General features: G+C 75.2%; 10 protein-coding genes. All 10 read left to right on the forward strand.

From position 1 onward, the window contains the following. Positions 1-26: 26 nt before the first annotated feature. The 10 genes from ABZ881_RS25710 (at position 27) to ABZ881_RS25755 (ending at position 12,634) form a co-directional block, all read left to right on the forward strand. Positions 27-1,034 carry an ABC transporter substrate-binding protein gene (locus ABZ881_RS25710; protein ID WP_358488212.1) on the forward strand — a complete coding sequence of 336 codons (1,008 nt, stop codon included), beginning with the start codon at positions 27-29 and terminating at the stop codon, positions 1,032-1,034. Continuing rightward, positions 1,031-1,840, forward strand: coding sequence for an ABC transporter ATP-binding protein (locus ABZ881_RS25715; protein ID WP_358488167.1), 810 nt, complete (start codon positions 1,031-1,033; stop codon positions 1,838-1,840). The genes ABZ881_RS25710 and ABZ881_RS25715 overlap by 4 nt, the downstream gene beginning before the upstream one ends. Beyond that, positions 1,837-2,748 carry an ABC transporter permease gene (locus tag ABZ881_RS25720; protein WP_358488168.1) on the forward strand — a complete coding sequence of 304 codons (912 nt, stop codon included), beginning with the start codon at positions 1,837-1,839 and terminating at the stop codon, positions 2,746-2,748. The genes ABZ881_RS25715 and ABZ881_RS25720 overlap by 4 nt, the downstream gene beginning before the upstream one ends. After that, positions 2,748-4,112 (forward strand): LLM class flavin-dependent oxidoreductase, encoded by a 1,365-nt coding sequence (locus tag ABZ881_RS25725; RefSeq protein WP_358488169.1) that lies wholly within the window; start codon positions 2,748-2,750, stop codon positions 4,110-4,112. Before ABZ881_RS25720 ends, ABZ881_RS25725 begins: the two co-directional genes overlap by 1 nt. 94 nt (positions 4,113-4,206) lie before the next feature. Continuing rightward, the gene (locus ABZ881_RS25730) at positions 4,207-5,478 is read left to right on the forward strand and encodes an MFS transporter (protein WP_358488170.1); all 1,272 of its coding nucleotides are present in this window, start codon (positions 4,207-4,209) and stop codon (positions 5,476-5,478) included. Then, positions 5,475-7,076, forward strand: a complete 1,602-nt coding sequence (locus ABZ881_RS25735) for an FAD-binding protein (RefSeq protein ID WP_358488171.1) — start codon at positions 5,475-5,477, stop codon at positions 7,074-7,076. The genes ABZ881_RS25730 and ABZ881_RS25735 overlap by 4 nt, the downstream gene beginning before the upstream one ends. Continuing rightward, on the forward strand, positions 7,073-7,465 hold the full coding sequence (locus ABZ881_RS25740; protein WP_358488172.1) for a ferredoxin family protein: 393 nt from the start codon (positions 7,073-7,075) through the stop codon (positions 7,463-7,465). Before ABZ881_RS25735 ends, ABZ881_RS25740 begins: the two co-directional genes overlap by 4 nt. Continuing rightward, positions 7,462-10,413: a DEAD/DEAH box helicase gene (locus tag ABZ881_RS25745; RefSeq protein WP_358488173.1), complete on the forward strand. Its 2,952-nt coding sequence runs from the start codon at positions 7,462-7,464 to the stop codon at positions 10,411-10,413. Before ABZ881_RS25740 ends, ABZ881_RS25745 begins: the two co-directional genes overlap by 4 nt. A gap of 52 nt (positions 10,414-10,465) precedes the next feature. Further along, positions 10,466-11,371 (forward strand): DUF4333 domain-containing protein, encoded by a 906-nt coding sequence (locus tag ABZ881_RS25750; protein ID WP_358488174.1) that lies wholly within the window; start codon positions 10,466-10,468, stop codon positions 11,369-11,371. Between the two features lie 48 nt (positions 11,372-11,419). Continuing rightward, entirely contained in the window at positions 11,420-12,634 is a 1,215-nt protein-coding gene (locus ABZ881_RS25755) for a GNAT family N-acetyltransferase (RefSeq protein ID WP_358488175.1), read from the forward strand. Positions 12,635-12,644: the final 10 nt, after the last annotated feature.

Below are 12,644 nucleotides of genomic sequence, written 5' to 3' on the forward strand. Positions count from 1 at the left end.
GCACAGCGCTCGCGGCCGCCACCGCCCTGTTCCTGCTCGCCGGATGCGGCGGTGCCGACGCCGCTCCGGCCACCGACGGCGGTCCCGAGACGCTGACCCTGCGCTACCAGGGCAGCCCGAACGCGGTCACCCTCGCCGAGCTCGCCGAGAACCTCGGCTACCTGGAGCCGGTGACCCTCGAATGGGTCGGCAACACGACCAGCGGCCCGCAGGACATCCAGTCCGCGGCGACCGGCCAGACCGACTTCGGCGGGGCCCACGGCGGCGCGGTCGCCAAGCTCATCGAGTCCGGTGCCCCGGTCACCGCAGTGATCAACTACTACGGGATCGACGAACAGACCTACACCGGCTACTACGTGCTCGACGGCAGCCCGATCCGCGGCCCGCGCGACCTGATCGGCAAGAAGGTCGGCGTCAACACCCTCGGTGCGCACCACGAGGCCGTGATCGACACCTGGCTGAAGGAGAACGGGCTCACCCCCGAGGAGATCGACCAGGTCGAGCTCGTCGTGGTCCCGCCGATCAACACCGAGGAGAGCCTGCGGCGGGGCCAGATCGACGTCGGCACCCTGTCCGGCCCGTTGCAGGACAGTGCGCTCGCCGTCGGCGGGATCCGGCCGCTGTTCAGCGACGTCGACCTGCTCGGTCCCAGCAACAACGGTCAGCTCGTCGTCCGCGACGACTTCCTGGCCGAGAACCCCCGGACGGCCGAGATCCTGGTGACCGGTGTCGGCAAGGCCATCGAGTGGCAGCGGGTCACCCCGCGGGACCAGGTCATCGCCAAGTTCACCGAGATCATCGAGAACCGCGGGCGCAACGAGAGCACCGCGACCCTGCAGTACTGGAAGAGCGTCGGGCTGGCCGCGCGCGGTGGGCTGATCACCGACCGCGACTTCGAGATCTGGGAGCCGTGGCTGCGTGACACCGGCGCGATCACCGGCGACCTGGACATCCCCTCGCTCTACACCAACGAGTTCAACGGGTACCGCGACGGGCAGACCCCGGACGGTGCCCCCGGAGGTACGGCCGGATGAGCACCTCGATCAGCCTGCACTCGGTCACCCGCACCTTCCCGGCCCGGGACGGCGGCGAGTCGTTCACCGCGCTGGAGCAGGTCAGCCTGGAGGTGGCGGCCGGTGAGTTCGTCGTCCTGGTCGGGCCGAGCGGCTGCGGCAAGTCCACCCTGCTCGATCTCGTCGCCGGCCTCGCGCCGGTGACCTCGGGCGAGGTGCTGCTCGACGGGAGGCCGGTCACCGGCCCGGGGCTCGACCGGGGGGTGGTGTTCCAGCAGTACGCGCTGTTCCCGTGGCGCACCGCGCTGGGCAACGTCGAGTTCACCCTGGAGGCGAAGGGGCTCGGGCGCCGCGACCGGACCCGGGTCGCCCGGGAGGCGCTCGACCTGGTCGGGCTGCGCGGGTTCGAGCAGCGCTACCCGCACGAGCTCTCCGGCGGCATGAAACAGCGCGTGGCGATCGCCCGCAGCCTCGCCTACGAACCCGAGGTGCTGCTGATGGACGAGCCCTACGCGGCGCTCGACGCGCAGACCCGCGAGGGGCTGCAGGACGAGCTGCTCCGCATCTGGCGGCGCACCGGAACGACCGTCGTGTTCATCACGCACGGCATCGACGAGGCCGTCTACCTGGGACAGCGGGTGGCCGTCATGACCTCGCGGCCCGGCCGGATCAAGGAGGTCGTCGACATCGACCTCGACCGGCCCGCCGACGCGACGTCGGACCTGCGATCCGAACCGGAGTTCGCCCGGTACCGCCGGGAGATCTGGGAGCTGCTGCACGACGAGGTCCGCGCCGCGGGCCGGCTGGAGGAGGCTGGAGTCCGATGACCGTGTCGACGACCACCGGCGGTGCCACCGCCGGCCATCCGTCCCCGGCGCGGGATGCGGGGCAGAGCGGCCGGCCCGATCCCGGTCCGCCGCACGCCCCGGCGGCCGCACCGGTCGGGTCACCGGGCGGGTCCGGGCCCGCCGTGCGGGCGACCCTGCGGGTGCTGCGCCGGATCGTGGTGCGCAGCGCCGCGATCGTGGCCTTCCTCGCGCTGTGGGAGCTCACCCCGCGGGTCGGGCTGGTGGAGGCCACCTGGCTGCCACCGTTCAGCACGGTCGCGGCTGCGATCGCCGATCTCGCGCTGAGCGGGGCGCTGTTCGAGCACGTCGCGATCAGCCTGCAGCGCTCGCTGCTCGGGTTCCTGATCGCGATCGCGGTCTCGGTGCCGCTGGGCCTGCTGATCGCCTGGTACCGGCCGCTGGCCGAGGTCCTCGATCCGCTGCTGGAGATCTTCCGCAACACCGCGGCGCTCGCCCTGCTGCCGGTCTTCGTGCTGATCCTCGGCATCGGCGAGCTGTCCAAGGTCTCGCTGATCGTGTTCGCCTGTGTCTGGCCGATCCTGCTGAACACCATCAGCGCGGTCCGTGACGTCGATCCGCTGCTGATCAAGTCCGCCCGCTCGATCGGGCTGTCCAGCCCCCGGCTGTTCCAGAAGGTGATCCTCCCCGCCGCGGTTCCGACGATCTTCACCGGCATCCGGCTCGCCGGAGCCGTGTCGATCCTGGTGCTCATCGCCGCGGAGATGGTCGGCGCCAAGGCCGGGCTCGGCTACCTCATCAACGCCTCCCAGGTGAACTTCCTGATCCCGGAGATGTACGCCGGCATCGTCACCGTCTCCGCGATCGGCGTCGGCTTCAACTACGTGCTGGTGCGCATCGAGCGCCGGCTCTCCCGCTGGAGGACCTGATGACCCGCGATCCGCGCCGCGAGCTCCATCTCAACGCCTTCATCCAGCCGGCCGGGCACCACGAGGCCGCCTGGCGGCACCCGGCGACCACCCCGGAACGGATCTTCGACGCCGACTACTTCCACGGCATCGCCCGCACCGCCGAGGACGCGGCCTTCGACGCGATCTTCTTCGCCGACATCCCGGCGCTGAACGGGGGCGTCGAGCACAACGCCACCGGCTTCCTCGAGCCGATCACGCTGCTGGCCTCGATCGCGGCCGTCACCTCCCGGATCGGGCTGATCGCGACCGCGTCCACCACCTATCACGACCCGTACAACCTGGCCCGGTTGTTCGCCTCGGTGGACCACCTGAGCAAGGGCCGGGCCGGCTGGAACATCGTGACGACCGCGATCGGCGACGCCGCCGCCAACTTCGGCTTCGACGCCCACCCGGACCCGGCCGAGCGGTACGCGCGGGCGACCGAGTTCCTCGACGTCGTCACCAAGCTGTGGGACGGCTGGGAGGACGGCGCCGTCCTGCTCGACCGGACCCGCGGCCGGTACGCCGATCCGGACCTGATCCATCGGGCCGACCACACCGGACCGCGGTTCCGGGTCCGCGGCCCGCTCACCGTCCCGCGCTCGGCGCAGGGACATCCGGTGCTGGTGCAGGCCGGCTCGTCGAACGACGGCCGGGCCTTCGCCGCCCGGTTCGCCGAGGCGATCTTCACCGCGCACCAGCGGCTCTCCGACGGCCAGGCGTTCTACGCCGACATCAAGAACCGGGCCGCCGGCTACGGGCGGGACGCGGCGGACATCGCGATCCTGCCCGGGATCAGCCCCTTCATCGGCGACACCGAGGAGCACGCACACACCCTGGAACGCGAGTTCAACGAGCTCATCGTGCCCGAGTATGGACTGCGCCAGCTGGAGGGTCTCACCGGGGTGCGGCTCACCGAGTCGGCCCTCGACGAACCGGTCCCGGCCGGGCTGTTCGCCGGGGCCGGCGACGTCACCGACAACGCGCGGAGCCGGCTGCAGGTCGTCGCCGGGATCGTCGAACGGGAACGGCCGACCGTGCGCGGTCTGCTGCACCGGCTGGCCGGCGCCCGAGGCCACCGGGTGTTCACCGGCACCGCCGAGCAGGTCGCCGACACCATCGAGGAGTGGTTCACCCACGGCGCCGCGGACGGCTTCAACGTGATGCCGCCGTTCTACCCGGGCGGGCTGGAGCTGTTCACCTCGCGGGTGGTGCCGCTGCTGCGCGAGCGCGGCCTGTTCCGCTCCGGCTACACCGGCTCGACCCTGCGCGACCATCTCGGCCTGCGGCGACCCGCGGGCCGGTACGCCCCGGACGTGGCGGGCACGGCGGTCGGGGCGTGAGTCCGGATCGGATCGGTCTCCCGGGTGGGCGGCAGGTGGGTCGGCCACCCGGTGTGGACGCCGCGGGGGCGGGTCCGCGGCGGCGGGCTGCCGGGTGAGCGCCGGCGGGGCGCCACCCGGCGGTTCCGCCGGTCCGGCCGCGGCCCCGGACAGCTCGCTGCGGCCGCTGCTGTGGACGGTGTTCCTGCCCGCCGCCGTCTACGGCGTCGGGCAGGGTGCCGCCGCACCGGTGATCGCGCTGACCGCCCGCGACCTGGGTGCCTCGGTCGGGCTCGCCGGGCTGAGCGTCGCCGCGGTCGGGCTCGGGCTGCTGCTGGGCGACCTGCCCGCCGGCCGGATCGTCGCCCGCTTCGGGGAGCGGATCGCGATCGTCGGTGGTACCGCGGCGGGTACCATCGGCGTGCTGGCCTGCCTGTTCGCGCCGAACGTGGCGGTGCTGCTCACCGGGGTCGTGCTCACCGGGCTGGCGAACGCGGTGTGGGGACTCGCCCGGCAGGGCTATCTCGCCGAGGCGGTGCCCTACGCCCGCCGGGCCAGGGCGATGGCCGGGCTGACCGGCATGATGCGGCTCGGCTTCTTCGTCGGGCCGTTCCTGGGTGCCGCGACGATCCTGCTGGTCGGGGTCCGCGGCGGGTTCGTCGTGCAGCTGGTCGCCGTGGGGGTCGCCGGGGTGCTGATGGCCCGGCTGCCCGACCCGCCGCGGCAGCCGCCCGCCGGACCCGCCCCGACCGTCACCCGGGTCGCGCTGCGGCACCGACGGCTGCTCGGCACCCTGGGCGCCGGCTCGTTGCTGATGGGGGCCGCCCGGGCGTCCCGGGAGGCGGTGCTGCCGCTGTGGGCCGACCATCTCGGCCTCGACGCGGCCACCGCGAGCATCGTGTTCGGCATCGGGGCGGCGATCGACCTCGCCTGCTCCTATCCGGCCGGGCAGCTGATGGACCGGTTCGGCCGGAGCATCGTCGCGGTGCCGTCGTTGCTGGTCATGGCGCTGTCCTACGCGCTGGTGCCGCTGGCGGTCGGGCCCGCGTCGCTGACCGCCGTCGCGGTGGTGATGGGCGTCGGGAACGGCCTCGGCAACGGCGTGATCATGACGCTGGGTGCCGATGTCGCCCCGGCCGGGACACGCGCCGAGTTCCTCGGTGCCTGGCGGCTCACCCACGACGCCGGGATGTTCGTCGGGCCGCTGCTGGTCGGGCTGGTCGCCGCGGCCGGCTCGCTGGTCGCGGCGGTGGCCGCGCTGGGCGCCGTCTCCGCGCTCGGCGCCGCCGTGCTGGGCCGCACCATCCCGGTGCACGCCCCGGCACCGGCCCGGCCCGCACCAGCCGACCAGCCCACCGCCCCCACCCAGACCGGGAGGTCCGCATGAACCAGCAGGACACGATCCGCGCCGACGTGCTCGTCGTCGGCGGCGGGCCGGCAGGCACCTGGGCTGCGCTCACCGCGGCAGCGACCGGCGCCTCGGTGGTGCTGGCCGACAAGGGCCACTGCGGCTCCAGCGGCGCGACCGCCGCGGCGGGCACCGGGATCTGGTACGTCGATCCGGATCCGCAGGCACGGGCCGCGGCGAAGGCGTCCCGCGAGGCGCTCGGCGGGCACCTCGCCGACCACCGCTGGATGGACCGGGTCCTGGACCGCACCTGGGAGCTCGTCGACGACCTGTCCCTCCGCGGCCGCTACCCGTTCCCGCGGGACCCGGCGGGGCGCGAGGTCCGGACCGGCGTGCAGGGGCCGGAGTACATGCGCCGCATGCGGATCCGCGTCCAGCGGGCGGGCGTGCGGATCCTGGACCACGCGCCGGTCACCGAGCTCCTCGCGGACCGCTCCGGCACGGTCGCGGGGGCGGCCGGGATCCGCCTGCGCGGCGGGGACGGCTACCGGGTGCAGGCCGGCGCGGTCGTACTCGCGGCCGGCGGCTGCGCGTTCCGCTCCGGGACGCTGGGCTGCCACCCGAACACCGGTGACGGTGCGCTTCTGGCCGTCGAGGCGGGTGCCGAGCTGTCCGGGATGGAGTTCTCCAACGCCTACGCGATCGCCCCGGAGGGCACCTCGCTCACCAAGACCGCCTACTACGCCTTTGCGACGTTCCTGCACGCAGACGGGTCCGTCCTGGACGGTGCGGGCGGTGCCCGCGGCCGCTCGGTGATCGCCAGGGCGCTGGCCGACGGCGAACGGGTGTACTGCGTGCTCGACCGCGCCGACGACGACGTCCGGGCGGCGATGCGGCTCGGTCAGCCGAACTTCTTCCTGCCGTTCGACCGGCTCGGGATCGACCCGTTCACCGAGCCGTTCCCGGTCACCCTGCTGCTGGAGGGCACCGTCCGTGGGACCGGCGGCGTGCACGTCACCGGCGACGACTGCGCCACCGCCGTACCGGGCCTCTACGTGGCTGGCGACACCGCGACCCGGGAGCTGATCTGCGGCGGGTTCACCGGCGGCGGCAGCCACAACGCGGCGTGGGCGATGTCGTCGGGCAGCTGGGCGGGGGAGGGCGCCGCCGCATTCGCGACGTCCCGGCCCGCGCATCGGTGGGGCCTGCGCCCGCTCGGCGGCGCGGGGTTGCGGCCGGCCGCCGGTCCCGCCGGACCGGGCGCCCCCGGCGCGGACGAGGTGGTCACCGCCGTCCAGCGGCAGGTGCTGCCCTACGACATCAACCTGTTCCGCACCGGCGCCGGGCTCACCGCCGCGCTCGCGGAGCTCGACATCGTGTGGGCCGCCGTGCGCACCGGGCTGCGGCCGGCCTCGGCCGCGGCCCGGGACGTGCTCCGGGCCCGGGAGGCCGCCGCGATGACCGCACACGCCCGCTGGATGTACACCGCGGCGCTGGCCCGCACCGAGTCCCGCGGGATGCACCGGCGCTCCGACTTCCCGGCCACCGATCCGGCGCAGCACCGCCGGCTGCGGGTGCGCGGGATCGACACGATCGCCGTCTCACCGGACCGGGTGCGCCAGGCGGTGGGCGCATGATCGAGATCGTCGACCGGGACCGCTGCATCTCCTGCGACCGGTGCGTCGAGGTGTGCCCGACAAACGTCTTCGACACCGACGACGCGGGCATCCCGTTCCTGGCCCGCCGGCAGGACTGCCAGACCTGCTTCCTGTGCGAGGCGTACTGCCCGGCCGACGCGCTGTTCGTCGCGCCCCGGACGGCGCCCCGGGACACCGGCCCGGTGCCGGTCCGGCTCGGCGGGTACCGGGAGGCCATCGGGTGGGGCCGGGGCCGGGCGCCCGGTGCGCGGTCCGCCATCGGTCCGCCGCTGCCCGCCGAGCCCCCGCCGCGGCTGCCCGCCGCCGCACCTCGTCACACCCGCTGCGACGGCGGATCGTCGGGGGTGTGTGACAGCCTGGGGCCGTGAGTACCCGTGCAGGGAGCAGCGACCCGGCCGCCGCCTACGCGGCGGCGAAGGCGAGGGCCGCGCATCCGCGGCTCGCCGAGTTCACCGGTCTGCTGCCGTTCGAGCTGGACGGTTTCCAGCGGGAGGCGTGCGAGGCCCTGGAGGACGGGCACGGCGTGCTGCTGTGCGCGCCCACCGGCGCCGGGAAGACGGTCGCCGGCGAGTTCGCCGTGCACCTGGCGCTCACCGAGGGCCGCAAGTGCTTCTACACCACCCCGATCAAGGCGCTGTCCAACCAGAAGTACGCCGATCTCGTCGACCGCTACGGCGCCGACGCGGTCGGTCTGCTGACCGGCGACACCGCCGTCAACGGGGACGCGCAGGTGGTCGTCATGACCACCGAGGTGCTCCGGAACATGATCTACGCCGACTCCGACGCCGCGGCGAACCGCAGGCTCGACCATCTCGGCTACGTCGTCATGGACGAGGTGCACTACCTCGCCGACCGCTTCCGCGGCGCGGTCTGGGAGGAGGTCATCCTCCAGCTGCCCGAGCACGTCGCCGTGGTCGGGCTGTCGGCGACGGTGAGCAACGCCGAGGAGTTCGGCGACTGGCTGGTCGAGGTCCGCGGGGACACCACCGTCGTCGTCGACGAGCACCGGCCGGTCCCGCTGTGGCAGCACATGATGGTCGGCAACCGGCTGTTCGACCTGTTCGGCGAGCGGCGGCGGCCCGACGACGGCGCGGCCGAGCTGGTCGTCGATCCGGATCTCGTGCGCTACACCCGCGAGATGCAGCGCCGGGACTTCGCCGGATCGCGGGCCGCCGACCGGGCCGGCGACCGCGGCCCGCGCTCCGGCGGCGGGCGCGGCCGCGGCGGCCCGCGGGACCGCACCCGCACCCGCGGCGGGCGCGACGCGCGCACCGACGCGACCGCCGTCGTCGGGCGCGGGCCGCGGCCGGGCGGCCCCGGCCGGTCCGGCGGGTTCCGGCCGCCGTCCCGGGTCCAGGTGATCGACCGGCTGGACCGGGAGGGACTGCTCCCGGCGATCACGTTCGTGTTCTCCCGGGCCGGGTGCGACGCCGCCGTCGGGCAGTGCGTGCGGGCCGGGATCCGGCTCACCGAGCCGGACGAGGTCGACGAGATCCGCCGGATCGTCGAGAAGCACACCGGCGACCTCCCGCAGGCCGATCTCGGGGTGCTGGGGTACTGGGAGTGGCGGGAGGCGCTCGAGCGCGGCGTCGCCGCGCACCACGCCGGCATGCTGCCCGCGTTCAAGGAGACCGTCGAGGAGCTGTTCGTCGCCGGCCTGGTGCGGTGCGTGTTCGCCACCGAGACCCTGGCGCTGGGCATCAACATGCCGGCCCGCACGGTGGTGCTGGAGCGGCTGGTCAAGTTCAACGGCGAGGCGCACGTCGACCTGACGCCGGGGGAGTACACCCAGCTCACCGGCCGGGCCGGGCGGCGCGGGATCGACGTCGAGGGGCACGCGGTCGTGCTGTGGACGCCCGGGATGGACCCGGAGCAGGTCGCCGGGCTGGCGTCCACCCGGACCTACCCGCTGCACAGCTCGTTCCGCCCGGTCTACAACATGTCGGTCAACCTGGTCGGCCGGCTGGGCACGGACGCCGCCCGGGAGCTGCTGGAACGCTCGTTCGGCCAGTTCCAGGCGGACCGCTCGGTGGTCGGCCTGGCCCGCCGGATCGACCGCAACACCGAGGCGCTCGCCGGCTACCGGGAGTCGATGACCTGCCATCTCGGTGACTTCGCCGAGTACGCGGAGCTACGCAGGCGGATCTCCGAGCGGGAGAAGTCGCTGCGCAGGCAGAACACCGCGGTCGCCCGGGAGGAGACCGCCGAGTCGCTGCGCGAGCTGCGCCCCGGCGACGTGATCGCCGTCCCGTCCGGCAGGCGGGCCGGGATCGCGGTCGTGCTCGACCCGGGTGTGGGCGCGGTGTCCGCGAACGGCCGCGACGATCCCGAGCCGCGGCCGCTGGTCTGCACCGAGGACCGCTGGGCGGGTCGGCTGTCCGCGGCCGACTTCCCGGCGGCGGTCGAGGTGCTGGGCCGGATCAAGCTGCCGAAGCGGGTCGAGCACCGGTCCCCGCAGGTCCGCCGGGACCTCGCGTCGTCGCTGCGGAACTCGCGCATCCGCCCGCCGGACAGCGGCGGCGGCCGCCGCGGCAGGCACGGCGCGCAGGACGATCCGGAGCTGGTCACGCTGCGCCGGGCGCTGCGCGTACACCCCTGCCACGGCTGCGACGACCGGGAGGCGCACGCCCGGTGGGCCGAGCGGCACCAGCGGCTGGAGCGGGAGACGGAGTCGCTGCGGCAGAAGGTCCGGGCGACCACGAACTCGCTGGCGCGGGCGTTCGACCGGATCCGGGCGCTGCTGTCCGAGCGCGGCTACCTGGTCCCGGCCGACGAGGCCGGGCCCGGCGAGGACGAGGTGACCGCGCACGGCCGGGTGCTCGCCCGGCTGTGGGGCGAGTCGGACCTGCTCGCCGCGGAGTGCCTGCGGCACGGCGTGTGGGATGGGCTCGAACCCGACGAGCTGGCCGCGGTGGTCTCGGCGCTGGTGTACGAGTCCCGCCGGGACGACGCGCCGATGCCGCGGCTGCCCGCGGGACCGGTGGCCGACGCGCTGGAGCGGACCGTCGCGCTGTGGGACGAGCTGGACGCCGACCAGCGCCGGCACAAGGCGGAACGCACCCGTGCCCCCGACCTGGCGTTCGCCTGGCCGATGCACCGCTGGGCGCGCGGGGAGTCCCTCGCACAGGTTCTGGAGGCCGCCGAACGGAACGGGCACGAGCTGTCCGCGGGCGACTTCGTACGCTGGGCCCGACAGGTGCTCGACCTGCTCGACCAGCTCGCCGGCGTCGCCGGCCGGTCGAGCGGCGTCGGGCGGGCCGCGCACCGGGCGTCCGGTGCGGTGCGCCGCGGCGTCGTCGCGGCGGGCATGGAATGAGGCGCCCGGTGCGACATCTCCGGGCGGACGACGGACGGGCGAGAGGTCGGCGATGAGCAACCCGCAGGGACCGGAGCGGCGTGGCGCGGACGACGCGGACGCCACCGAGCAGACGGGGGAGATCCCGGCGTGGGGCACCCCGCCGCCGGGCGGGTGGGGTGCCGACCCGGAGCCGACCGGGGCCTGGGCACCCGGGTGGGACGGCGACGAGGACCGGGCCCGGCAGGCGGACACCGGCGGATGGCCGCAGCAGGACGCCGGCGGCCGGGCGGGTACCCGGCAGGACGGCGCCGGCGGTGGCTGGGCGGGTACACCGCAGGACGCCGGTGGCGGCTGGGGCGCCGCGCAGCAGCGGGATCCCGGCGCCGGGGACCCGGCGGGCGCGCAGCAGGACGGCGCCGGGAGCTGGGTCGGCGCGCAGCAGGACGGCGCGCCCTGGGGCGACGAGGCACCGCAGGCCCAGGACGACACCTGGGCCGTCCCGACCGGGCGCCGCCGCAGGCGCCGGGCGGCCGAGGAGCCGACCGACGCGGTGCCGGCGTCGTCCCCGTCGTCGGCCTGGGCCGGGGACACCACCACCGCACGGCCCGCCGACGGTGGCTGGGGCGCCGACCAGCCGTGGGCGCCGCCGGAGAAGGTGCAGCGCCCGTCCGGCACCCGCACCTGGATCCTGGCCGGCGGCGCCGTGCTGCTGGTCGCCGCGCTCGCGCTGTCCGCGTTCGTCTGGCCGGCCTGGGCGATCACCCGCCAGCTCGACCAGACCGCGCTGCAGGCGGGCGTCAACCAGGTCCTCACCGAGGACTACGGGCTCGAGGTCGGCGCCGTGCAGTGCCCGGACGACGTCGTCGTGTCGGCCGGGACGGCGTTCTCCTGCCAGGCGGTGGTGGACGGCGAGCAGGTCGAGGTCCCGGGCCTGGTCACCTCCGACGAGGGCGACTACCAGGTCAACCGGGTCTGACCGGAATCGGGTGGCGGCCCGCCGCGGCACCCGGAAGGCTCGGCGGACGTGAGCGCAGAGCACGACGTGGCAGTCCTGACCGATCCCGCCGACCGGCGCGCCGCCTACGAGGTGTTCCGCCGGACCCTGCACCGCGGCCCGGTCCCGGAGGCCGACTGGGAGTCGCACGGCCAGTCGCCGGACGAGCACTGGCTGGGGGTGCGCGGCGCCGGCGGCGAGCTGGTCGGCAGCGCGTTCTCCTTCCCGTCCCGGCTGACCCTGCCCGGCGGCGGCCGGATCGACGCGGCCGCGGTCAGCGCGGTCGGTGTCCGCGCCGACCACACCCGGGCCGGCCGGCTCACCGCGCTGATGCGCACCCAGCTGGGCGCCGCCCGGGACCGCGGCGACGCCGCCGCCGTGCTGCGGGCCAGCGAGGCCGCGATCTACGGCCGGTTCGGCTACGGCATCGCCTCCCGCGGCAACGACGTGCAGGTCGCCGCCCGCCCGCGGTGGCGGCCGGACGCCCCGGCGCCGGGCCGGGTCCGGATGCTCGGCGCGACCGAGGCCGGCAAGCTCCTGCCCGAGCTGCAGGACCGGCTCGCCGGGTCGCGGCCCGGCGCGATCACCCGCAACGCCCGGTGGTGGCGGCGCGGGATCGACCCCGGCGGCGAGTCGGCCGCCGAGTACCGGGGCATCGCCGTGCACACCGGCCCGGACGGCGACGACGGGTTCGTCGTGTGGGGCGTGCGGGACGGGAAGCGGTTCGGCGAGGACGAGGTCGTCGTGCACGACCTGTGGGCCGGCTCGCCGTCGGCGACGTCGGGTCTGTGGCGGTTCCTCACCGGGATCGACCTGTCCACCGGGGTGCTCGCCTGGGCCCGGCCGCGCGACGAGGACCTCGACCTGATGCTGGCCGATCCGCGCCTGCACCGGATCGTCGGCCGCGGCGACGACCTGTGGCTTCGGATCGTCGACGTGCCGGCCGCGCTCGGTGCCCGCAGCTGGGGCGACGGCGACCCGGTGGTGCTCCGGCTGCACGATCCGCTGTTCGACCATGCGGGGACCTGGCGGCTCGGCCCGGACGGAGCCGTCGCCGCCGGCGGCGCCCTGCCGGACCTGGAGTGTGGCCTGGAGTCGCTCGCGCAGGCGTTCCTGGGCGACCGGCCGCCGTCCGCGCTGGTCGCGGCCGGCCGCTGGACCGAGCAGACGGCGGGAGCCGGGGCCACCGCGGACGCGCTGTTCGCGGTGCCCGGCCCGGCACCCTGGTCCGGCACCTTCTTCTGACGCCGCGCCG

This window comes from Pseudonocardia sp. NPDC046786 (genome assembly GCF_040645415.1).
Taxonomy (GTDB): domain Bacteria; phylum Actinomycetota; class Actinomycetes; order Mycobacteriales; family Pseudonocardiaceae; genus Pseudonocardia; species Pseudonocardia kongjuensis.